This window comes from Actinomycetospora aeridis (assembly GCF_037400275.1).
Lineage (GTDB): Bacteria > Actinomycetota > Actinomycetes > Mycobacteriales > Pseudonocardiaceae > Actinomycetospora > Actinomycetospora aeridis.
In genome coordinates, this window is sequence record NZ_JBBEGL010000002.1 from 440,119 (window position 1) to 462,670 (window position 22,552).

At 74.4% G+C, this 22,552-nt stretch carries 21 protein-coding genes; 14 read left to right on the forward strand and 7 right to left on the reverse strand.

The genetic code is table 11. The features are described 5' to 3' along the window. Positions 1-28: 28 nt before the first annotated feature. Positions 29-1,627 carry a TROVE domain-containing protein gene (locus WCD41_RS07555; protein ID WP_337712791.1) on the reverse strand — a complete coding sequence of 533 codons (1,599 nt, stop codon included), beginning with the start codon at positions 1,625-1,627 and terminating at the stop codon, positions 29-31. A gap of 409 nt (positions 1,628-2,036) precedes the next feature. Then, complete coding sequence (locus WCD41_RS07560) at positions 2,037-2,507, reverse strand: Lrp/AsnC family transcriptional regulator (protein WP_337712792.1); 471 nt, start codon at positions 2,505-2,507, stop codon at positions 2,037-2,039. A gap of 127 nt (positions 2,508-2,634) precedes the next feature. Here WCD41_RS07560 and WCD41_RS07565 point away from each other — a divergent pair, with 127 nt between their 5' ends. Then, positions 2,635-4,971, forward strand: coding sequence for a thiamine pyrophosphate-binding protein (locus WCD41_RS07565; RefSeq protein WP_337712793.1), 2,337 nt, complete (start codon positions 2,635-2,637; stop codon positions 4,969-4,971). Between the two features lie 132 nt (positions 4,972-5,103). Beyond that, complete coding sequence (locus WCD41_RS07570; protein WP_337712794.1) at positions 5,104-6,543, forward strand: lipase maturation factor family protein; 1,440 nt, start codon at positions 5,104-5,106, stop codon at positions 6,541-6,543. Here the strand turns inward: WCD41_RS07570 and WCD41_RS07575 are convergent. Then, on the reverse strand, positions 6,498-8,144 hold the full coding sequence (locus tag WCD41_RS07575; protein ID WP_337712795.1) for a phytoene desaturase family protein: 1,647 nt from the start codon (positions 8,142-8,144) through the stop codon (positions 6,498-6,500). The genes WCD41_RS07570 and WCD41_RS07575 overlap by 46 nt on opposite strands. A gap of 76 nt (positions 8,145-8,220) precedes the next feature. Here WCD41_RS07575 and WCD41_RS07580 point away from each other — a divergent pair, with 76 nt between their 5' ends. Then, complete coding sequence (locus WCD41_RS07580; RefSeq protein WP_337712796.1) at positions 8,221-8,427, forward strand: ribbon-helix-helix protein, CopG family; 207 nt, start codon at positions 8,221-8,223, stop codon at positions 8,425-8,427. Next, complete coding sequence (locus tag WCD41_RS07585; RefSeq protein WP_337712797.1) at positions 8,424-8,588, forward strand: hypothetical protein; 165 nt, start codon at positions 8,424-8,426, stop codon at positions 8,586-8,588. Before WCD41_RS07580 ends, WCD41_RS07585 begins: the two co-directional genes overlap by 4 nt. A gap of 10 nt (positions 8,589-8,598) precedes the next feature. Here WCD41_RS07585 and WCD41_RS07590 read toward each other — a convergent pair whose 3' ends face one another. Further along, positions 8,599-9,186, reverse strand: a complete 588-nt coding sequence (locus WCD41_RS07590; protein WP_337712798.1) for a DUF7711 family protein — start codon at positions 9,184-9,186, stop codon at positions 8,599-8,601. A 97-nt stretch (positions 9,187-9,283) separates the two neighbouring features. After that, on the reverse strand, positions 9,284-10,342 hold the full coding sequence (locus tag WCD41_RS07595) for a thermonuclease family protein (protein ID WP_337712799.1): 1,059 nt from the start codon (positions 10,340-10,342) through the stop codon (positions 9,284-9,286). 224 nt (positions 10,343-10,566) lie between these two features. Between WCD41_RS07595 and WCD41_RS07600 the strand changes: the two genes are divergently transcribed. Genes WCD41_RS07600 through WCD41_RS07615 form a run of 4 tightly spaced genes read left to right on the forward strand, consistent with a single transcriptional unit; the run spans position 10,567 to position 13,806 of the window. Beyond that, positions 10,567-11,853: an aminotransferase family protein gene (locus WCD41_RS07600; RefSeq protein ID WP_337712800.1), complete on the forward strand. Its 1,287-nt coding sequence runs from the start codon at positions 10,567-10,569 to the stop codon at positions 11,851-11,853. Continuing rightward, positions 11,850-12,173 carry a winged helix-turn-helix transcriptional regulator gene (locus WCD41_RS07605; protein WP_337712801.1) on the forward strand — a complete coding sequence of 108 codons (324 nt, stop codon included), beginning with the start codon at positions 11,850-11,852 and terminating at the stop codon, positions 12,171-12,173. The genes WCD41_RS07600 and WCD41_RS07605 overlap by 4 nt, the downstream gene beginning before the upstream one ends. A 41-nt stretch (positions 12,174-12,214) precedes the next feature. Then, positions 12,215-13,045: an SDR family oxidoreductase gene (locus WCD41_RS07610; protein WP_337712802.1), complete on the forward strand. Its 831-nt coding sequence runs from the start codon at positions 12,215-12,217 to the stop codon at positions 13,043-13,045. After that, on the forward strand, positions 13,042-13,806 hold the full coding sequence (locus WCD41_RS07615; RefSeq protein WP_337712803.1) for a LamB/YcsF family protein: 765 nt from the start codon (positions 13,042-13,044) through the stop codon (positions 13,804-13,806). Before WCD41_RS07610 ends, WCD41_RS07615 begins: the two co-directional genes overlap by 4 nt. On the opposite strand, the gene WCD41_RS07620 is transcribed toward WCD41_RS07615, so the two are convergent. After that, positions 13,788-14,585: an AfsR/SARP family transcriptional regulator gene (locus WCD41_RS07620; RefSeq protein WP_337712804.1), complete on the reverse strand. Its 798-nt coding sequence runs from the start codon at positions 14,583-14,585 to the stop codon at positions 13,788-13,790. The genes WCD41_RS07615 and WCD41_RS07620 overlap by 19 nt on opposite strands. 131 nt (positions 14,586-14,716) lie before the next feature. Here WCD41_RS07620 and WCD41_RS07625 point away from each other — a divergent pair, with 131 nt between their 5' ends. The 6 genes from WCD41_RS07625 (at position 14,717) to WCD41_RS07650 (ending at position 22,145) form a co-directional block, all read left to right on the forward strand. After that, a complete protein-coding gene (locus WCD41_RS07625; protein WP_337712805.1) occupies positions 14,717-14,923 on the forward strand; it encodes a hypothetical protein in 207 nt (68 codons plus the stop codon). A gap of 71 nt (positions 14,924-14,994) precedes the next feature. Beyond that, the gene (locus WCD41_RS07630) at positions 14,995-17,226 is read left to right on the forward strand and encodes a hypothetical protein (RefSeq protein WP_337712806.1); all 2,232 of its coding nucleotides are present in this window, start codon (positions 14,995-14,997) and stop codon (positions 17,224-17,226) included. Continuing rightward, the gene (locus tag WCD41_RS07635; protein WP_337712807.1) at positions 17,219-18,490 is read left to right on the forward strand and encodes a hypothetical protein; all 1,272 of its coding nucleotides are present in this window, start codon (positions 17,219-17,221) and stop codon (positions 18,488-18,490) included. Before WCD41_RS07630 ends, WCD41_RS07635 begins: the two co-directional genes overlap by 8 nt. A gap of 29 nt (positions 18,491-18,519) precedes the next feature. Next, positions 18,520-19,011, forward strand: coding sequence for a hypothetical protein (locus WCD41_RS07640; RefSeq protein ID WP_337712808.1), 492 nt, complete (start codon positions 18,520-18,522; stop codon positions 19,009-19,011). An 11-nt stretch (positions 19,012-19,022) separates the two neighbouring features. After that, positions 19,023-20,369 carry a hypothetical protein gene (locus WCD41_RS07645; RefSeq protein ID WP_337712809.1) on the forward strand — a complete coding sequence of 449 codons (1,347 nt, stop codon included), beginning with the start codon at positions 19,023-19,025 and terminating at the stop codon, positions 20,367-20,369. A gap of 15 nt (positions 20,370-20,384) precedes the next feature. Continuing rightward, positions 20,385-22,145, forward strand: coding sequence for a DUF2272 domain-containing protein (locus WCD41_RS07650; RefSeq protein ID WP_337712810.1), 1,761 nt, complete (start codon positions 20,385-20,387; stop codon positions 22,143-22,145). Here WCD41_RS07650 and WCD41_RS07655 read toward each other — a convergent pair. Further along, positions 22,118-22,522, reverse strand: a complete 405-nt coding sequence (locus tag WCD41_RS07655; protein WP_337712811.1) for an MmcQ/YjbR family DNA-binding protein — start codon at positions 22,520-22,522, stop codon at positions 22,118-22,120. The genes WCD41_RS07650 and WCD41_RS07655 overlap by 28 nt on opposite strands. Positions 22,523-22,552: the final 30 nt, after the last annotated feature.

Consider the following 22,552-nt stretch of genomic DNA (forward strand, 5'->3'; position numbering starts at 1 on the left):
AGCCCAGAATTTCACTCACATAGGCCGTTCAGCCCAGCTCGCCGCGCGAGAAGTCGGCGACGAGGCCCGGCGCCGCCGCGTCGAAACCGGCGACGTCGAGCATCCCGGGATCGGCGGGGTCGGCGACCGACACGTCGTTCGCCGTCATCCCGACCACCACGAGCCGCGCCGGGATGCCGGACCGCTCGCGGTAGCGCACGAGCGCCTGGTGCGGGTGGATCGCCCCCGCCCACGTCTCGTTGTCGGTGACCACGACGAACGTGTCGACCTCGCGGCCCTGCTCCGCCGCCCACGTCATCGGCAGCGAGCAGTCCGTACCGCCGAAGGGGAGGTCGGCGACCGCCCGCACGGCGTCGTCGAGCCGCTGCCGCGGGCCGATCGCGAGCTCGCGCAGCGCCGCCCGCCACGACCCGTCGGCCGACGTGAACCCGACGCACGTGACGTCGGGCTCGGTGGCCATCGTGACCAGCGCGAGCGCGGCGGACGCCTCGCGCGGGGTGAGCGGGAGCCCGCCCACCGAGCCCCAGCCCATCGACCCCGAGACGTCCAGCGCGACGAGCGTCCGCTTCCCGGCCGGCTCGACGGCGCCGAACGCCGCGTAGAACGCCGCGTCGAGGGCGTCGACGATCTCCCGGACCGGCGTCCACTGCCCCGACCCGCGCAGCCCCCGCCCGGAGGCGTAGGTGCGCAGCGCGAGCAGCACGGCCATCGGGTGCACCCGGCCCCGGCGCAGCCGCGCGGGGTCGGCGAGCTGCGCGGCGACGCTCCGGCGGGTCTCGCCGGTCAGCACCCCGAGCCGGGTCAGCCGCGGGAGCTGGCGCATCAGCGCGGTCGGCGGCAGCCCGCCCGCGAGCAGGGCCCGCCACACGTCCGGCTCGCGCAGCGCCGCGTCCGGGAGCATCTCCCAGGACAGGCGGTGCTCGGCCACCAACCGCGTCCACGCCGCCGGCGTCGTCGCCAGCTGGGCCGCCGCGAAGCCGTGCACCACCGCCGGGGCGTCGTCGGCGAGCTCGCCGGTGACGATCCAGCGGAACAGCGCCCGCCGGGCCGGCTCGCTCACCGCGGGGTGCGCGAGACGCAGGAGGTCGCGGTGGGTCCAGCCCTCCCGCTGCCGGTACTTCACCGCCTGGAACGCGACGTCGTCGACGCCCGGGGCGGTGTACCAGCGCCCGACCGCCCGGCGCAGGCCGCGGCCCCAGCCGCGGAACTGCTCGACGTAGCGGGCGAACAGGAACAGGTGGGTGCCGGTGCGGCACACCGTGGGCAGCGCGTCGAGCGCCGCCCGGCGGCCCGCGTCGTCGCCGAGCGCCGTCGCGGCGGCCAGCGCGAGGACGGCGGGGTTCTGCCGCGGCGCGCGGCCGGCCGTCGAGATCGTCACGACCTCCTCGACCAGCCACGACGCGCGCTCGCGCGCGGCGGTGAGGACCACGGAGGCGTTCTGCGCGGTCAGCTCCCGGGCGGTCGCGTAGTAGGTGCCGCCGTCGGTGCCGAGGGTCAGGAAGCGTCGGACGCGGGCGGCCTCGTCGAGGGCGAACCCGTGGCCGCCGGCGGCGTTCGGGATCTGGCGGTCGTCGGCGGGCTCGCTCTGCGGAGTGGCACGCGTCGAGACCGTGCGCAGGACATCCATGGGTCGTCCTCCCCTCTCGGGAGATCGGTGTGTGACGGGGGACGGGCGTGGCGTGACCGCCGGATACGTCGCCGGCCGCATCGGTCGGCGACGCCCCCGGAGTCGAACCGGGAATCGCCGGATGACCGACGGTCTCCGGCCCGTCCCCGTTGGGAGAATGGGCGCGAGAACGGGACGTGTGGGTGACCGCCGCCATTGTTGGTGCTCTGCCGCTTGAGCTACGCCGGGACGTCCCGGCGGCGGGACTCGAACCCGCAACCTCCCCATTCGAGTGGATGAGCGACCGTCTCCGGCCCGTTCTCGCGGTGGGGACGCTAGCCCCGACCCCGCCGCCCCGTCCTCCGAATTTCGCCCGGTGGTCCGTCCGGCCCATGTGAGTGGAATTGTGGGCTATAGCCCACAATTTCACTCACGTGGAGGCCTGGCGCTCCAGCAACGGGTCGAGGCGGAACGGGACGAGCTGGCGCATGACGAGCGCGGTGGACGTGCGCTCGACGCCCGGGACGGCGAGCACGCTGCCGGCGATCGTGTACAGCGCGTCGGCACTGCGGGCGACCACCTGCACGAGCAGGTCGTCGTCACCGGCCAGCCCCACGACCTCGACCACCTCCGGGATGCGGGCCAGCGCCTCGGTCACCTCGGCGAGCCGGCGCTGGTCCACGCGCGTCGTCACGTACGCGCGCAGCGGGTGGCCGAGTGCGGCCGGATCGATGCGCCGCGCGAAGTCGCCCAGCACACCCCGGCTCTCCAGCCGGGTCAGGCGCGCCTGGACGGTGTTGCGCGCCAGCCCGACGCGTTCGGCGAGCGCGACGACCGTGGCGCGCGGCTCCGCACCGAGGGCCTGCAGCAGGCGGGCGTCGACCGCGTCGACGGGTTCCATCCTGCTCACTCCCCACGGCCGCCGGCACGGACGAGCTGATCATAGTGCTCACCGCGTCCGGTACCGCTTGCGCAGTTCGACCCCATGACGAACGCTTCGGGCACCGATCTGGACCCGGAGGGCATCGATGACGCAGACCCGCCACGCACCCGCGCCACCGACCGGCGAGGAGCCGGACCGGGAGGCGCTGCAGGCCGTGGAGGACCGGGTGCTCTGGCTCGCCACCGCGATCGTCGACCACGCCAACCGCGTGCGCCCCAACGCGAGCGGGCTGAAGGTCGGCGGCCACCAGGCATCGTCGTCGTCGATCGTCTCGATCATGACCGCGCTGTGGTTCCACACGTTGCGCCCCGAGGACCGGGTGTCGGTCAAGCCGCACGCCTCGCCGGTGCTGCACGCGATCAACCACCTGCTCGGCGAGCTCGACGCGTCGTACCTGACGACCCTGCGGGAGGCCGGCGGACTCCAGGCGTACCCCTCGCGGTCGAAGGACCCGGACCCCGTCGACTACTCGACGGGCTCGGTCGGCATCGGCGCCACCGCCCCGATCTGGGGCACGATCGCGCGGCGCTACGCCGAGGGGCTCGGGGGCTCGGCGGGGACCGGCCGGCAGTTCTCGCTGGTCGGCGACGCGGAGCTCGACGAGGGCGCGGTGTGGGAGGCCGTCCTCGACCCGATGGTGCGCGAGCTCGGCGAGGTCTGCTGGATCGTCGACTTCAACCGGCAGAGCCTCGACCGGGTCGTTCCGGAGATCTCCGCGACGCGGTTGCACGGGCTGTTCTCGGCGGCCGGGTGGCAGGTCATCACGGTCAAGTACGGGCGCCTGCTCGCCGACCTCTACGCCCGCCCCGGCGGCGACGCGCTGCGCCGGCGCATCGACGAGATGACCAACCCCGAGTACCAGCGGCTGCTGCGCTGCACGCCGCTGCAGCTGCGCGAGCGCCTGCCCGGCGACGGACCGGAAGGCGAGGCCTTGGCCGCGCTGCTCCGCGACGTCGACGACGGCGCCGTGCACGCGGCCATCCGCAACCTCGGGGGCCACGACCTCGGCGCGCTCGCCGACGCCTACGACGCCATCGACGACACCCGCCCGACGGTGATCTTCGCCTACACCGTCAAGGGCTACGGCCTCGCGACCCAGGGCCACCCGCAGAACCACTCCAGCCTGCTCACCGAGACCCAGATGCGCGCGCTCGCCACGGGCCTCGGCACCGACCTCGACGACCCGTGGGCCCCGCTGCCCGACGGCCCGGCCGCCGACCTGTGCCGCGCGACGGCCCAGCGGCTGCGCCGCCGGCCCGTCACCCCGGTCGCGCCGCCCGCGGTCCCCGAGGACCTCGAGCGCACCCCCACCGGCACCGGCCACACCCAGCAGGCGCTGGGCCGGGCCCTGCTCGACCTCACCCGCACCGCCCCCGAGGCCGCCCGCCGCGTCGTCACGGTCAGCCCGGACGTCACGTCGTCGACCAACCTCGGCGGCTGGCTGAACAAGGTCGGGTCGTGGTCGGCGCACGAGCGCCGCGACTGGTTCGCCGACGACGCCGAGACGATCCTGCACTGGCACGAGCTGCCCACCGGCCAGCACATCGAGCTGGGCATCGCCGAGACGAACCTCGTCGGGCTGCTCGGCGAGCTCGGCGCCACCTGGTCGCGCTGGGGCGAGCCGCTGCTGCCGATCGGGGTGCTCTACGACCCGTTCGTCTCCCGCGCGCTCGAGCCCTGGGCGTTCGGCATGTACGCGGGCGGCCAGTCGATCCTCGTCGGCACGCCGTCGGGGGTGTCGCTGGCGCCCGAGGGCGGCGCCCACCAGTCGATCACCACGCCGTCGATCGGGCTGGAGCAGCCCGGCTGCGTGGCCTTCGAGCCCGCCTTCGGCGTCGAGGTCGGCTGGTGCCTGCTCGACGGGCTCGGCCGGTTGGGGCGTCCCGGCGGCTCGTCGACCTACCTGCGCCTGTCCACCGTGCCCGTCGACCAGAGCCTCGCCGCCGTCCCGTCCGACCCCGCCGCCCGAGCGCAGCGCCGTCGCGAGGTGGTCGCCGGCGCCTACCTGCTGCGCCGCGCCGCGGGCACCCCGCAGGTGACGATCGCGGTGATGGGCGCGCTGGTCGGGCAGGCGGTCGCCGCCGCCGAGCGGCTCGCGTCCCAGGGCGTCGGCGCCGACGTCGTCGTCGTCACCAGCCCGGACCGGCTCTTCCGCGCCCTGCGCGCCCGCACCGCCGCGACCGGGCCCGCCGAGCCCGCCCCGAGCTGGATCCTCGACGCGGCCTTCCCCGCCGACCGGGCGGCGAAGCTCGTGACGGTGCTCGACGGGCACCCCCACACGCTGGCGTTCCTGGCCTCGGTGCACGGCGGCCGCGCGGCACACCTGGGCGTCACCGACTTCGGCCGGTCCTCGGACCTCCTCGACTCCTGGGCCCACCACCGCCTCGACGCCGATGCGATCGTGGCCGCGGCGCTCGCCTGAGTGTCAGCGGTGGGCCACCGCAGACACTGGGCGTCCGAAACGCCACACGCTCGATGATGCGACACGCCGGCGAGTGGGCCGGTCGGCGCAGCGGGTACCTGGCGGGTTCGCCGTCCCCGACAGGGAGGCCCCGTGCTCGACTGGCTCGCGGCGCCGGACCACACGACCGCCCGGTGGATCGTCCAGCACCTCGTGGCGCTCGTGTACGTCATCGCGTTCACGGTCGCGCTCGCCCAGTTCCGTCCGCTGATCGGCGAGCGCGGGCTGACGCCGATCCCGCGGTTCCTCGCGCGCACGACGTTCCGGCGCCACCCCAGCCTGTTCCACCTGAGCTACTCGGACACGATCTTCCGGGTCGTCGCCGGCGTCGGGCTGCTCGGAGCCCTGGCCGCCCTGGCCGGCGCCACCGACGTCCTGCCGCTCGGCGCCGGCATCGCGCTGTGGGGCCTGCTCTGGGTGCTCTACCTGTCGATCGTCACCGTCGGGCAGGTCTGGTACGGCTTCGGCTGGGAGTCGCTGCTGCTCGAGGCGGGCTTCCTCGTCACGTTCCTGGGCCCGGCGGACGTGGCGCCGCCCCTGCCGATCCTGGTGCTCCTGGTCTGGCTGCTCTTCCGCGTCGAGTTCGGCGCCGGCCTGATCAAGATGCGCGGCGACCCCTGCTGGCGCGACCTCACCTGCCTCGAGTTCCACCACGAGACCCAGCCGCTGCCCGGCCCGACGAGCCGCTGGTTCCACCACCTGCCCCGCCCGCTGCACCGCGTCGAGGTGCTGGCCAACCACGTCACCCAGCTCGTCGTCCCGTTCCTGCTGTTCCTCCCGCAGCCGGTCGCGTCGGTCGCCGCGGCGGTCGTCGTCGTCACCCAGGGCTGGCTGGTCAGCAGCGGCAACTTCGCCTGGCTCAACTTCCTGACGATCTCGCTGGCCTTCGCGGCCGTCGACGACGCGTTCCTCGGCCGGCTGCCCGTCCCGCTGCCGGCTCCCGGCCCGCTCCCGACGTGGTTCGCCGTCGTCGTCCTCGCGGTGACGGTGCTGATGCTCGCGCTGTCGGTGTGGCCGGTGCTGAACATGGCCAGCGGCCGCCAGCTGATGAACGCCGGCATCACCCCCGTGCACCTCGGCAACAGCTACGGCGCCTTCGGGTCGGTGACCCGGGAGCGCGAGGAGGTGGTGCTGGAGGGCACGACGGACGCCTCGGGTGACGACGACGCGGTCTGGCACGAGTACGACTTCCGCGCCAAGCCCGGCGACCCGTACCGCCGACCGCCCCAGGTCGCGCCCTACCACCACCGGCTCGACTGGCTGATGTGGTTCGCGCCGATCGCGCCGCGGATGGCCCGCAGCTGGCTGCCGGCACTGCTCGACCGGCTGCTCGAGGCCGACCGCCCGACCCTGCGGCTGCTGCGCCGCGACCCGTTCGACGGCGAGCGCCCCGCCTGGGTCCGCGCGCGGCTCTACCGCTACCGCTTCACGACCCGCGACGAGCGCCGCGCGACCGGCGCCTGGTGGCACCGCGAGCTGATCGGCGACTACCTGCCCGCCCGGACGCTGGACCGCTCCTCGGCGGCCCCGTAGACCAGCCGCTGCGCCGACCGGATCCCCGCCCGGTAGACCGCCCCGAGAGGCCCGCCCCGCGCCAGCGCCGCCCGCGCCGCGTTCGCCCCGGGCGCCCCGTGGACGGCCCCGGCGGGGTGCGCGGTCGCGCCGGCGAGGAAGAGCCCGTCGACGGGGGTGTCGGGACGGCCGAGCCCGGGCGTCGGGCGGAAGACGAGCATCTGGTGCACCTGCGCGGTACCGGCCATGAGCGCGCCCCGGACCAACGACGGGTTGCCGGCCTCGAGGTCCCCGGGCCGCGAGACGGTCCGCGCGACGACCCGCTCGCCGAACCCCGGGGCGTGCCGCTCGATCACCGCCGTCATGCGCCGCACCTGCTCGTCGAGCTCCGCCTCGGTCAGCGTCCGGGAGTGCGGCAGGTGCGTGTACGCCCAGACGGACTCGGTGCCCGGCGGCGAGCGCAGCGGATCGGACAGCGTCATCTGCCCGAGCAGCATGAACGGGTCCCGCGGCACGCGGCCGGCGGCGAGGTCGGCACCGAAGTCGATCAGCCCCGCGGTGTCGCCGCCGAGGTGCACCGTGCCCGCCACGCGGGCCTCCGGCGCGGTCCACGGGATCGGCGAGGACAGCGCCCAGTCGACCTTGAGGATGGCGTCGTCGTACTCGAAGCGCGCGAGGTCGTCGACCATCCGCGACGGCAGGTGCTCGTGGCCGACGAGGTCGCCGAAGAGCACCGGTGCCGGCACGTCGGCGAGCACCGCCCGCCGCGCCCGCACGAGCCCGCCCGCCGCGTCGACGGCCCCGACGGCCCGCCCGTTCTCGACGAGGACGCGGGCGACGGGGCGCCGGCACGCGACGGTGCCGCCGCGCGCGGCGAGACGCGCGACGAGCGCGTCGGTGATCGACCGGGCCCCGCCCGCGGGCACCGGGAAACCGACGTCCTGGGCGAGCATCGAGAGCAGCCAGCCGAACGCCGTGCTGGCGGTCTGGGTGACCGCGAGGTCGGTGTGCAGGGCGTTCCCGGCGACGAGCACCCGGGCCCCCTCGCCGCGGAACTCCTCCTCGCCGAACCGCGTCGCCGGCAGCAGCATGCGCCGCGCCAGGCGCAGGGTGTCGGGGCCGCCGAGGGTGCGGATCACCGTCGCCGCGTCGCGGACGGGCGGGAACGGCCCGAGGAACGCGGCCATGAGCGGGTCGCGCAGCCGCTGCCACTCGTCGGCGAGCCGTCGCCAGGCGTCGCCGTCACCCGGCGCGAAGCGGTCGAGCGAGGCCGCCGTGACGTCGAGGTCGCGGGAGATCAGCACGCCGCGGTCGTCGGGGAGCACGTGGGCGAGCGCCGCCGGGGCGTGGCGCCACTCCAGGCCGTACGCGGCGAGGTCCAGGCCCCGCAGCACCGGGGACACGTAGCCCATCGGGTGGAATGCGCTGCCGAGATCGCTGCGCCAGCCCGGCGCGGTGATCTCCTCGGTGCGGACCGCACCGCCCGGGGCGTCGGAGGCCTCGAGGACCGTGACCGACCAGCCGCGGTCGGCCAGCAGGTTCGCGGCCACGAGCCCGTTGTGCCCGGCGCCGACGACGACGGCGTCGACGGTCTCGGTGTCGGTGGTCAGGGGAGCGGTCACGTGCCCAGGGTCCCCGGACGTCGCCGGTCGATGCGAGCCGAGCACTGCTGATGCGAGGAACGGTAGCGTCCGCGACATGGCCACGACCCTCCGGCTGAGCGACGACGAGTCGGAGTCCCTGCGCCGTCGCGCCGAGACGGAGCAACGGTCGATGCAGGAGGTCGCTCGCGCCGCTGTGCGGGAGTACGTCGAGCGGCACGATCACGATGACGACGTCGACCGGGCGGCGGCCTGGGTGACGACGGACTTCCGCGAGGCGCTCGACCGCCTCGGCCGGGCGTGACCCGCTACTTCACGCTCGACGAGGAACCACAGGTCCGAGACTTCAGACTGCTCGAGGCGGCGCTGGCCCGGCCGACCACGACGGTGATGGGCGAGGACGCCTACCCGACGGTGCCGTCGAAGGACGCGGCGCTCGCTTCGAGGATCGAAGCGCTCCTCTGAGCGACGGCGCTCAGGCCTCGAGAGCTTCGTCGATCTCCCGCAACCCCTGCGCGGCTCCCCAGAGGTGCTCCTCGGCACGACGACCGGTCCCCCGCAGTGATCGACGCCAGTCCGGCTCGTGGAAGCGGTCGAGAACGGCGTCCAGATGGTGCCGGGCAATGCTCCGCTCCCTGCGGAGCTGGGCCTGCCACGCCTCCCGGGAGGGCTCCGAGATCGTCGGCGATCGGCGCCGCAACGCCTCGAGCGCCTCCTCGTTGGCGCCGCCGTCCTCGGACCAGAAGCGCAGGACACGGCGGTGGCGCGCGTTCCACGCCGGCCACGCCTCCGGACGAGAGGACCACAGCAGCGGCCGTTTGGAGAGCTCAAGGACGTCGGCGACCCGGTCCCCTGCGGGGTGCAAGGCCAGCCATGGGGCCTCGACGGCGGGGACGTCGAGGACCATGAGCACCTCGGTGTCCTCTCCCGATCCGAGCACCGCGCCGGCCGCCCACAACGAGGCCAAAGGCCAGCCGTTCGGGTTGTCCGCCCGCACGCGCGCTTGCCTGCTCGCCTCCTCGGCGAGCTCGGCGAGGTGCCGCACCGCTGTCCCGTGCTTCATGGCCTCGCCTCCTGCCTCGACGCGGGCATGATCCTCCTGAGTGCTCCTTCAGGTCGACCACCACATCGACCGCGAGGAGCACCCGGAGCGATCATCCTCAGCAGGGGCGCCAGGTCCGCCCGCCTGGCGCGTAGCACCGAGGGCCGTTGTAGCCCGGGTATGCGCCGGCCGCGCCCGACGACCCGGAGCTCCGCCCGCTCGCCCGCGTGCTGCTCGAGTCGTCCGATGCCGACGCACGACGACGCTCCGCGGCGCGCTGCTCCCGGGCATCCGCCTCCGCCTGCGCCCGCTCGCGGTCCGCGACCTGCCGTTGCTCCTCCTGGCGTGCCGCTTCCTGCCGCGCCGCGTCCTCCTGGGCGCGCTGTCGTGCCGCCGCCTGCTCGCGCTGCCACGCGGCGTTGCGGCGCGCGAGGCCGCTGTCTCCCGTGGCGTCGTCGACAACTACCTGCACGCGGAGACGGAGGTTCTGCTGCTCGGACGGAGAGAGCGCCGCCCAGACCACACCGACGCGTGGGGCGTCGAACATCGCGAGCACCGAGCGCGCCCCGCCGGCGATCCGGTCGAGGTTCGTCGCCTGGGCCTCCCACTGCTCAGGCGTCAAGGGCTGAGTCGCGCCCGGCATCGCCAACGCCTCGACCCCCGCCACAGCTCCCGGGATGGTGCACTCGGCCTCGGAGTCGTACAGACCCCGCTGTCCAGCCCGCGCCTCCTGGTTCGCCGCGGCGATCTCGGCGGCGAAGCGATCGTTGCCCCCGACGGTCATCGGCACGCCGAGCCCTTCGCGCGCGAGGACCTCGTTGACGAACACCCCGTCGGCGTTGGTGACGGCGGCGAGCTCGCGGTCGTAGCGGTCGACGGTCTCCTCGTCGCGATCGAGGGTCACCGAGCTCCCGGCGGGCAGCAGTTGCTCGAGCCGCGCGGTCGCCTCGGGTCCGAGGCACTCGACGGGCTTGCTCGGGTCCTTGGTCTCGGGGGTGTCGACGTTGAGCAGTCGCACCCGAATCGTGCGCCCGTCGGAGATCGCGTCGAACGTGTCGCCGTCCACGACGCGTTCCACCACGACGGACTCGCCCGCCGTCGCGACGACCGCCGCCGCGGTGCCTCCGACAGCCGTCAGTGCGACCGCACCCGCCACCAGCATCGCCGGGAATGGCATCTCGTCCCCCTCGTCAGCGGCGCTGCACCACCGACGAGGTCTCGTTCGGGACGAACCGGGCGTTACGTCACACGGGCTAGCGTTCAGCAACGGATGGCGCACGACCGTCAGGTGATCCGTCCCGGTGCTCCGTCCACCCCATGACACGGGGTCGACGGAGCACCGGGAGCGATCATGCTGCTCGGGGGTGCCGCCGAACGCGCCGAACCCGGAGAATCCGCCCCATGAGCACCCGCCTGTGGCATCCGTTCTCCGACATGGCGGCCGTGGACGGCCATGAGTTCGTCGTCGACAGGGGCGAGGGTCCCTGGATCTACGACGAGGCCGGGCAGCGCTACCTCGACGGGTGCGCGAGCCTCTGGTACTGCAACGTCGGCCATGGTCGCCGGGAGATCGCCGAGGCCGCGATGGCCCAGATGACGAAGCTCGAGTCGTACTCGTGCTTCGCCGACATTGCGAACCGCCCGGCCCTGGAGCTCGCCGACCGCCTCGCCGCCCTCGCTCCCGTCGACGACGCGAAGGTCTTCTTCGGGTCGGGCGGGGCCGACGGCATCGACACCGCGGTCAAGCTCGCCCGCAGCTACTGGCAGGCGCGGGGCGAGAGCCGGCGCGTCCACGTCGTCTCCCGCGAGACCGGCTACCACGGCACCCACGGCTACGGGACCTCGATCACCGGCATCCCGCCGAACCGCGAGGGCTGGGGCGTGCTCGCCGGGGAGAACTCGGTGGCCCCGCTGCACGACCTCGACGGCGTCGAGAAGGTCTTCGCCGAGGTCGGGCCGGAGCGGATCGCGGCGTTCGTCATCGAGCCCGTGACGGGTGCGGGCGGCGTGCACCTGCCGGTCGACGGCTACATCGAGGGCGTCGCCGAGCTGTGCCGTCGCCACGGCGTCCTGCTCGTGATCGACGCGGTGATCTGCGCGTTCGGGCGGCTCGGCACCTGGTTCGGGATCGAACGCTTCGGCGACATCCGCCCCGACATGATCACGTTCGCGAAGGGCGTCACCAGCGGCTACCTCCCGCTCGGCGGCGTCATCGTGTCCGGCGAGGTCGCCGCGCCGTGGTGGACCACCCCCGGCGAGCGCACCCTGCGCCACGGCCCGACCTACTCGGGGCACCCGACGGCCTGCGCCGCCGGCCTCGCGACGCTCGACATCTACGAGCGCGAGGGGCTCATCGCCCGCGGCGGCGAGCTGGAGATGCCGCTGTTCGAGGCCCTCGCCCCGCTGACCTCGCACCCGTACGTCCACGAGGTGCGCGCCGGGTTCGGGTTCCTCGCCGCGGTGGAGCTGGAGCAGTCGGTGCTCGACAGCGTCCCGGACGCCCCGAACGTGCTGCTGCGCGGCGCACGGAAGGCCGGTGTGCTCGTCCGCGGTCTCGGCAAGGGCGTCGCGGTGTCGCCGCCGCTGACCGTCGGCGACGAGGAGATCGCCCTGCTCGCCCAGGGCATCCGCGAAGGGCTCGACCAGCTCCCCGTCGAGACCCCGGTGCCCGCCGCGCCCGGCGCGTGACCACCCCGGCGCCCGACGTCTTCCTCGCCGACTGCCCCGCGCGGACGGCGCTGGAGCTGATCGCCGACACCTGGTCGGTGGTGATCGTCGTGGGCCTCGCGCACGGCCCGCGGCGCTACACCGCGCTGCTCGAGAGGGCCGGTGGCATCAGCAAGAAGATGCTCACCCAGACCCTGCGGCGCCTCGGCGACGCCGGGCTCGTCGCGCGGCCGGAGACCCGCGGCGGCGAGTACCGGCTCACCGATCTCGGGGTGTCGTTGCTCGGCCCGCTGACCGCCCTGACGGCGTGGGCCGAGGAGCACGCCGACGAGCTCGCCTGAGGGAACCCCGGGGTTCCCTCGGCCTCGCCACCATCGTGGCCATGGACATCGAGACCGTGCTGGTGGCCGGGGCGACCGGCAACGTCGGGTCCGAGGTGGTCGGCCCGCTGCGGGGCGTGGAGGTCCGGGCCCTGTCGCGGCGTGGCACGCCGGTGCGGAACGCGGTACCGGTGAGCGGGGACCTCGGCGACCCCGCGGCGGTCCGGGAGGTGTGGCGGGGCGTCGACGCCGTCTTCCTGCCGGCCGGGCAGCCCGTCGAGCTCTTCGCCGACATGCGCGACGCCGGCGTACGCAAGGTCGTCCTGCTGTCCTCCGGCGCGGTGGTCGGCGGCGACCTCGACAACGCCGTCACGCGCTACAACGTCGTGTCCGAGGCCGCCGTGCGTGACTCCGGGCTGGCGTGGACGGTGCTGCGCCCGAGCGGGTTCATGTCGAACGCGCTGCAGTGGGCTCCGGTCCCCGACGTCGTGCGCGAACCCTTCGCCGACGTCCCCGTCGCCGTGATCGACCCGGCCGACATCGGCGCCGTCGCCGCCCGCGCGCTCACCGACCCGGCGCTGGACGGGCGGAGCCTGCGCCTCACCGGACCCGAGGCGACGCTACCCGCCGATCGTCTGCCCGTGCTCGCCGAGCTCCTCGGCCGCGACCTGCGCCTCGAGCCGGAGCCCGACGACGACGCCCGGACCCGGATGTCCGCCGCCATGCCCCCGCAGTACGTCGACGCCTTCTTCCGCTTCTTCCGCGGCGGCGAGTACGACGACGGGCACGTCACCACCGCCGTCCCCGACCTCCTCGGCCGGCCCGCCCGGACATTCCGGCAGTGGGCAGAGGTTCACCTGGACGCCTTCCGGCGCGAGACTGTCGGGTCATGAAGACCCGTGTCGACCTCAACGCCGACGCCGGCGAGAGCCTCGGACGCTGGAAGCTCGGGCACGACAGCGAGCTCATGACGCACGTGACCTCGGTGAACGTGGCCTGCGGCTTCCACGCGAGCGACCCCGTGACCATGCGCGAGTCGGTGCGCACCGCCACCGCCACGAGCACCGCGATCGGCTCCCACCCCGGCCTGCCCGATCTCGTCGGGTTCGGCCGCCGCCGCATGGCGCTGCGCCCGGACGAGGCCGCGCAGCTCGTCGTCTACCAGACCGGAGCCCTGCAGGCGACGGCGCGCGCGGAGGGCGCGGAGGTCGTGCACGTCAAGCCGCACGGCGCCCTCTACGGGATGGCGCTGACCGACCCGGAGATCACGTCGGCGATCACCGAAGCCGTCCTGCGCCTCGATCCCGACCTGCTGATCTTCTGGCTCGCCGGGCCGACCGCCGAGCTCGCCCGCTCGCTCGGCGCGACGGTCGCGCGTGAGGGCTTCGCCGATCTCGAGTACACCGACGAGGGCCACATCATCGTCGAGCCCGAGCCGAAGGCGAAGGATCCCGACGCCGTCGCCCAGCAGGCCGTCGACCTGCTCGAGGGACACGTGACGTCGACGTCCGGGAAGCGCCTCGACGTCGAGGTGGACACGATCTGCCTGCACGGCGACCGGCCCAACGCCGTCGAGATCGCCGAGACGCTGACGCGGCGTCTCGACGACGCGGGCGTCGAGCGGGTGCCGGCGGTTCAGCTGCTGCGGGGCTGATCGACCCTGCGCTCGTGCACGGGCGACCGGGGCGCGGGGACCGCGCAGTCGGCCGACACCCTGGCCACGAGCACCGCCGACGGGCGCAGCCGCATCTCCGCCCACAGCAGGCGCGCGTACTGGTCGACCTGGCGTCGGGCCTCGACCACGTTGCCCTGCGCCAGGTGGATCTCGACGAGGGACGCGTGCGCGGACTCCCGCAACGGCTCGGCCGCGATCGCCGCGTAGGCCGCGTCGAGGGCCGGGACGATGCGCCCGAGGCGGCACTGCCGGTGGGCGAGGGCCTCGAGGGCGTGGATCCGGACCTGACGGATGCGCTCGCGCTCGAGCAACAGCCACTCCTCCTCCCAGCCCGGCAGGAGATCGGCGACGAGATCGGCGATCGAGGTGTCGCGGGCCTCGAGGTCGCGGTCGGCGCGCAGCAGGCGGTCGGCCTGCGCGAGGCTGCGCTCCACGTCGACCTCGACGCCCTCGCCGAGGTGCACCCGTTCCCGGTCGGCGTGCACCAGACCGACGTGGGCCTGGCGGATGCGCCACAGCGAGGTGCGCAGGCTGGCCTGGGCGCGCTGGGAGGTCCCGTCACCCCAGAGCAGCTCCGCGAGCGGCGTCCGGCGCATCGGGGCGCCGGCGGTGGGCCGCGAGAGCGCCAGGTAGGCCAGCACGCGTTGCGCGTGCGCCGGCAGCATCACCTCCTGCTGGGCGACGTCGACACGGAAGCCGTTGAGGAGATGGACACGCAGGGTGATGGTCGGGGCCGTGCCTCGGCGACTCGTCGGCATCGCGCGTCCCCCGTCCGCTAACTCCGCGACTGTCTGATTATCGGCGGTCCGTCTCCCGGAGCGTCAATCGGTCATTGCGTCGAACGGGGTGTTGACGGCGTCGGGCACGACGCGGGCCGACAGTGCCGCCCATGCCATTCGAGATGTGGCGCGTGGTCGTGGTCCGCGCCTGGCGGCACGAGGCCGGGGTCGCGGTCGTGCTGCTCGTCGGCGAGCCGGGTGCGGCGGTGCCCGTGCGTCGCGTCGCGACGGGCTCGATCGACGACGCGTGCCGCTCGCTCGCCACCGTGCTCCACGAATTGACGGAGACGCCGACGGGCTCGACGACGGCGGATTGACGTCGGTGAGGACAGGCCCACCGGATGGTGCGCCGTGACGACCCCGGAGGGCCGGGACGAGGAGGACGGGCATGAGCGTCACGAGCGCGGTACCGGAGCTGCAGTCCCCGTTCGCGGGCTTCGCGGGCCTGGAGGTCCACGAGAGTGCCGGGTCCCCGCCGGCCGCCCGCTCCGCCGGGGTGCTCGACTCGCCGTTCGACGCGGGCGCGCGAGAGGTCCCCGACCGCGGCGAGGACCTCGCCACCGACCTGCTCGACGAGCTCGCCGACGAGGAGTTCACCGACGCCGTGGCGCAGCTGGTGGACGAGGCCGCGGCGCTGCACCTGCAGGGTGAGACGTCCTGGTCGGCCACCGAGAGCACGCAGGGCGGTCTCCACGGCTTCACCGAGGCCGTGGCGGGGCGGGCGGACCGGATGCTCGACGGCCTCGCGGACCGCCTCGAGCACGAGGACCTCGCCGCCCTGCCCGCCCGGGACCTGGACTCCCTGCTGGAGAGCTGGGCCCCCGAGCCCGGGGAGTCCGGCGGCGTCGCGGTCGAGCAGTTCCTCGGCGGGCTGCTGAAGAAGGCCGGGTCGCTGGTCAAGGGCGTCGTGAAGGTCGCCAAGAAGGGGATCGCGGCCGTCTCGAAGGTGCTGCCGATCGGCGCGATCCTGTCGAAGCTCAAGGGCCTGGTCCGCCCGTTGCTGACCCGCGTCCTCAAGGCCGCGATCAACCGCCTCCCGGAGCCCGTACGCCCGATCGCCCGGCAGGTCGCGAAGAAGCTCGGCATCACGGCCGGCGAGGTCGCGGGCCCGGCCGAGACCCTGGCGGCGGAGTTCGACCGCCAGGTCGCCGACCTGGCCCTCGCCCCCGACGAGGCGACGGCCGACGAGCTGCTCGGCGAGGCCGCCGCCGAGGCGTCCGCCGAGGCCGCCGACGCCGTCGGCGAGCTCGACTCGGCCCGCCGGGAGCTGGGCCGCCGGCTCGTCGAGCTGCCCGCCGGGTCGTACCCGAAGCCCGAGATCCAGCAGTTCCTCCCGGCCGTGATGGCCGCCCTCCCCGTGATCAAGATGGGCATCTCGATCATCGGGAGGCAGCGGGTCGTCGACTTCGTCGCCGAGCGCATCGCGGACCTCCTCAAGGCGCAGGTCGGCGCCGGGCCGGCCAAGCAGATCGCGCGCCCGATCGTCGACGTCGGGATGAGCCTCATCGGACTCGAGGTCCCGGCCGGACAGGAGACCGAGGTGGCCGGGGAGGCCCTGGCCGCCACCGTCGAGGAGACCGCGCGGCAGGTGCTGACGCTCCCCGCCGCGGTCCAGGACGACCGGCTGATGCTCGACGCTGCCGTGCAGCAGTCGTTCGCCGAGGCCGCGGCCGCGCACCTGCCCGGGGCGTTGCTCCGGCCCGACCTGCCCGAGCGCGAGTCGGAGGACCCGGCCGGCGCCTGGGTGCTCATGCCCCGCGCCGCGGGCCCCCGGTACCGCTTCCTGCGCTACGCCCGCCCCCTCGTCGTGCGCGTGAGCCGCCCGGTGGCGCGCGCGGTGCCGTGGTCGGACGGCGGCACCCTCGAGACGCACCTGCTTGACCGCGGCGTGCGGCAGTGGCCGGTCGAGGCCGAGGCGCTCCTCTACGAGCTCCTCCCCGGCGGACACCTCGGCCACCTGCGGCACGACGACACCGCCCGCGGGGAGGGCGAGTCGGCTGCCGACGAGGTCGAGCCGTTGACGCCTGAGCTCGCCGGGCTGCTCCTGGGCGAACCGGGTCTCGGTCGCCCGGCCGGGCGCGGTCGCACCGCGGGCCGCGCGCGGCCCGCACCGGGGCGCCGGTTCGTCCGGCTGAAGCTCGCGAAGCGCCGGGCGCTGAAGGCCGCCGGACCCCGCGTCCGGGTCGGGGTCCGCATCGACACCGCGAGCACGCCGCCCCGGCTGCTGGTGTCCCTGCGCCTGTCCGAGCGGCAGGCCCAGGAGGTGCTGGCCATGCTGAGCCGGCCCGAGGGCCCCGACCTCCCCAGCGCCCTGCGGCTGCTCCAGCAGCTCCACCAGAAGGCGCTCGGCCCGCGGCTCGCGGAGGCCCTGGTCGCGCGGAAGCTCGCCGCGGACCCCGAGGCGGGCCGCGCCGCCGCGGCCGCGCTGACGACCGCCCTCGACACCGCGATCTCGGCGACGCTGCAGGGGCAGACCACCCAGTTCACGGCCGCCGTGCGCGACGCCGCCCAGGGCGTCACCGTCCGGGCGGAGTTCGCGGGCGTGACCGCCGAGAGCCTCCAGGGGACGCCGCCGGCGCCCACGGTGACCGTCACCCCCGGCTGGAAGTCCGGTGGCTGAGCCCCTGGCCGGGCCCTCCGCCGAGGTCCTGCGCGGACGGCTCGCCGCGGAGCTGCGGCACTGGCGCCGTGCCGCGGTCGAGCTCGGCGACCTCGAGATGGTGGCCGCACCGGCGGCGTGGGCGGGGCTCGAGGCCTACCTCGGAACGAGCGTGCGCACCGCCCTCACCGGCTCGGCGCGGTCGGTGGCCCGACGCGCCGACCAGCTCACCGCCCAGCTGCCCGCCGCGACGGACACCGCCGACCTGCCGCGCCTGCGCGGCCGCGTCCTGGCGTTGCGGCAGGCCTACGTGCAGGCGGAGACCGTGATCGACTTCTTCGGCGACGCGGTGAACACCCGGACCAACCCCCGCCTCGCGGAGGTGCTGCGCGGCCTCGACCTGCTGGCCGTCGACGCCATGGAGCGGGTCCTCGGGCCGCTCGGCATCCCCGTTCCGCCGGTGCTGGTGTACCTCGACAAGGGGCTCGGGGCGTCGATCCTGCGCTCGGGCGTCCGGTTGTGGGACGCGTCCGTCTCGCCCGCCGCCGCCGTCAAGATCACCCGGCACAACCTGCTCCGACCGACCTCGCTGCTGCACGAGTGCGGGCACCAGATCGCGCACCTGACGGGCTGGACGGACGAGCTCGGGCGGGCACTGCACGACGTCCTCGCCCCGACCTCGCCGACCGCAGCCGAGGTGTGGCAGGGGTGGGCCAGCGAGGTCGCGGCCGACGTCGTCGCGTTCGTGCTGACGGGCTACGCCCCCGTCCCGGCGCTCGCCGACGTCGTCGACGGGACCACCGACGCGGTCTACCGGATGCCACCCGGTGACCCCCACCCCTTCGGTCTCCTGCGGGTCCTGTTCAACGCCGCCCTGTGCCGGTCCTGGTACGGCACCGGGCCGTGGGACGACCTGGCCCGCACCTGGATGCACCGCCACCCGGTGCACGCCGCCCCGGCCGAGGCGGCGCTGGTCACGCGGGCCTCGGCGCCGCTGCTGCCGCAGATCGTGACGGCCTGCACCGCGACGCCGATGCGCGCCTTCGGTGGTCGGTCCCTCGGAGCGCTCGTCGCCCCGCAGCGGGTGGCGCCCGCCGAGCTCCGCCGGCTGGCCGACGGCGCCGGGCCCGCGCTCTACACCTCGACCTACCTGCAGCGCCTGGAACCGATGCGGGTCCTGGCGTGGACCGTGCTGCGCTCGCTGCACGCCGACGACGCCGCCGACGTCGACCTCGAGGGCTGGCTGCGCCGACTCGGCCGCGACCGCACCCCCGCCGCCGCGTGATCACGATGAGACGACGACAAGGACCCGCCATGACTCCTCCACCCGACCCCCCGGGCGACAAGAACCAGATCCCCGGACCCGGTGAGATCGCGCAGGCCATCCACGCCTTGACGACCTTCCTGCGCAACGGCGCCGTCACGCCCGACCAGCGGCCGTTCGACAAGAGACAGCTGAGCATCGAGGCCGAGTTCCGCGCTGTCCTCCGAGGTCTGGGACGGCCGCTCGAGGAAGACCGGCCCGGCCGATTCCACTGGATCTCCCTCACGTCGGGACGCCTCGAGCTCGCCGCACCGCTTCCCCCGGAGATCACCGAGATCGGTGGCTACACGGTCCGGCGGCGCGAGGTCTGGCGCATCGCCGTCGCCGCGACATCGAAGGACCGGCGGGAGTTCGCGGACGGGACCATCACGGCCGTCGACGTCGTCCGGCTGCGTGCCTTCGACGCGTTCGGCGATGTGCGGCTCGTCGGCTCACCCGCGCCCCGGAAGACCTCGCCCTCGACACCGCCCGTCGTCCTCTGAGGAGAGACAACATGTTCCGGACGCTCGCCCGTCTGCTGTCGGTCTCGCCCTCCGACCCGCCCAACGCCGACGGCCTCTACACCGTTCATCCCCTCCAGCTGAGCCGCTGGCTCGAGGAGGCCTGGGCCCAGGGCGGTCAGGCCAACTGGCCCGGCTTCGCAACGGGAACACAGGGACTCCAGGAGCCCACCGCGATCACGGAGGAGACGGTCCGCCGCATCGCGCTGCCTGACGAGGTCAACGGTGGTCTTCTCGACGCCCTGCGCTCCGGTGTCGATGTCCCCGGTGAGTTCTCGCCGGCACCTGCCCGCGGAATCGGCGGCACCCTGGCGCTGCCGTGGGATCACCTGATCTACGCCTACCTGGTCGAGAGCACCGGTGTCGCGGAGGTCGTGCGTGAGGTCGTCCGCCGCTACGTCGTCGGGGAGACGCTCGAGGCGGTCTCGAACACCACCTACAGCTGGCTGCGGGCCACGGAGGAGCTCTTCTTCCGTGACCCGCCACTGTTCGCCGTCACGAGCACGGTCAGCGCTCTCCGCCCCGAGCCGGTGATCAACCGCCGCAACGCCTACTGGCGGATGTTCGGGATGGACCTCCCGCACGCGCCGGCGGGGATCGACGGCCAGCCGTGGAAGACCGACGTCGGCCCGACCGCGAACCTCGGCTTCACCGACGTGTGGGTCGAGTTCCTCCGGCAGGTCTGGCTCGCCATCGAGAACGACTCCAACGCCGTCGGTGCCAACCCGACGGACAGCTCGTACATCGCCTACCTCGCCCGCACCCTGCAGGAGATGATGGGGATGCGCCGGCGCTCGGGAATGCTCGCCCGCGAGGAGTTCACCTACGTCACGACGATGAGCTGGTTCCACCTCCTCGTCGAGACCGACAACCAGGTGGTCGCCGACCTCCAGGCCGGTGTCGGTGCCATCGGCAACGCTGCCGACCGGCTCAGTCGGATCGCCCAGCGCGTGGGCATCGCGCCGCCGCGACGGGCACGCGAGCTCTTCGAGCTGGCCGATCTGGTCTCCCCGATCCTGATCTTCATCGAAGCCGGGCGGTTCACCGACCCCGGAGACGCCGAGCTCCTCTATCGCCGCGGCTCCTCGCCGCCGGTGATCCGGGAGACCATGAACCGGCTCATCGACCTGTGGCAGTCGGCGACGGGCCAGTCCCTCAAGGACGCCGGCGTGCGGGTCAGCACCCCCGCGGCGCCGTCGTCGCAGCCCCTCCGGCTTCCCGACACCTCGTCACCGGTGTCACCCGTGTCGCCCGGGACCACCGCGTCCTCCAACGGCACCGGACCCCCGGTCGCGCCGGCGACCACCACCAACGGCGTCCGCCCGCCTGCGCGTCTCTGAGTCCAGGAGCCGATCATGACCCGACCGCTGACCTGGGACTGGGCCGAGTCCTTCGCCGCGCCGGCCGACGAGGTCCGGACCGTGCCCGAGACCACGTGGAGCACGGCGCCGAGCGTCTTCCGTCCCGCCGGGGAGGAGCCGGAGGCCGAGGAGCCGGAGGCCGAGGAGCTGGGCGAGGAGGGCGAGTCCGGGGAGGTCGAGCTCGCCGAGTGGGAGCTCGCCGCCTCGCCGGTGGAGGAGGAGGCGTTCCCGTCCGGGGTGACCCTCTCCCCGGCGACCGGTGCCACCGGCAAGGACCAGGAGCACTGGGACCCGAACGGCACCGGGCTCCCGCTGCTCGCCACCGGCTCGGCGGTCCGGAGCCGGCGGCTCGCACCCAACTTCACCGTCGGTGAGCTGGTGAGCAGCGGCGGCCGGGCCGCCGAGGTCGCCCGCATCTCCCCGGCCCTGGTCCGGTGCCTGCAGGCTGTCCGCGACCGCGTCGGCAAGCCCGTCACGGTGAGCTCGGGCTACCGGTCGTGGGCCCGCAACGTCGAGCTCTACCGCGGACGGGGGCAGACGCCGACGAAGAGCCGCCACTGCAGCGGGCAGGCCGCGGACATCAGCGTCGCCGGGATGTCGGGGCTCGATCTCGCCAAGGCGCTCCTCGACGCCTGCGGGCGCGACGTCGCCGTCGGGATCGGGGCGACCTACGCCCACGTCGACGTCCGGGGGACCTGGGCGCGGTGGTCGTACGCGTCGGGTGACGCCGCCCGGCGGGACATCGCCGCGATCGACGCGCACCGCGCCGGGGCTCCGGCGAAGCCGGCACCGGCACCGGGCCGCGTCTACGGACCCCCGGCGCCGGGAGCGGCCCCACCCTCCGCGGGCTCGCTGCGTGCCCGCATCGTCGAGGTCGCGCAGCGGGAGCCGGCGCGGTGGGGGACCCGCACGGAGACCGATCCGGCGATGACCGCCGTCCTCCAGGAGTACTACCGCGCCGTCCCGGACGTCCCCCTCCCGTCCGCGTCCGACCTGCAGAGCGGGTCCTGGCAGAGCGGGCACCCGTGGAGCGCGGTGTTCATCAGCTGGGTCATGAGGCAGGCCGGCGCCGGCCCGTCGTTCGTCTACAGCACCGCGCACCGCGTGTACGTCGCCGCCGCCAAGAAGAACGCCGAGGCCGGGGACACCGCCAACCCCTTCTGGGCCTATCCGGTCGAGAAGATCACTCCTGACCTCGGCGACCTCGTCTGTGCCGACCGGGAGGGCAGCGCGGGCTGTGGCGGCGTCACCTACGCGACGATCGACAACGGGACGGCCTGGCCGACGCACTGCGACGTCGTGACGTCGGTCGACCGCGCCGCCCGCCGGATCACCGCGATCGGCGGCAACGTCGGCGACCGGGTCAAGGTGAAGTCGTTCGACCTCGACGCGCAGGGGTTCCTGCTGCCGCAGCAGCCCGGCGAGAGGTGCCGGATGTTCGCCGTCGTCAAGGTGCGGGACGGCACGGCGACGCAGCGCGAGCTCGAGGACACCGAGCTCGAGGAGGAGGCGCTCGCGCGGGCCGTGCGCCTCAACTCCTCCTACTCCGGGGCACGCGGGTGGCCCGGTCACCGTGCCGCGGCCGGACTCCTCGGCGGCGCCTCGCCGACGAGCCGTGTCTTCGCGCAGACCGTCGCGCGCTGGCAGCGCCGACGGGGGCTCACCCCCGACGGTGTCGTCGGCCCGGACACCGGCGAGGAGGTGTCCCGCGTGCTCGGCGGCGTCGGTCACCCGCCGAGCGAGCCTCCGGGCTGATCCGCCCCGAGGCGGGCCACCAACGTCGTCGGCGCCACCTGCCGGTAGACGTCGGCGACGATCTCGCGCACCTCGTCCCACGGCGGCTCGCCGGACCGGAGGTCCAGGCGCATCGCGACCCAGTCGCGACCGCCGAAGGGCGGGCCGAAGAACCGCTCGGGGTCGGCGGCGACGAGCTCGTGGCGCGCGCCCGGCGGGGCCGCCGCCCAGAGGGCGACGTGCGGCTCGTCGAGGCGGTGCTCCGCCGGGTCGACGAACTTCACGAACGACCGGCGGCGCACGAACCAGGTCGGAGCGCGGTGCGTGGGCGCCTCGGTGACCTCCGGCAGGGCGAGGCAGATTGCCCGCACACCGTCCAGGAGGACATCCACGGTCACCCGGACCACGCTAGCGTGATCCACGTCACC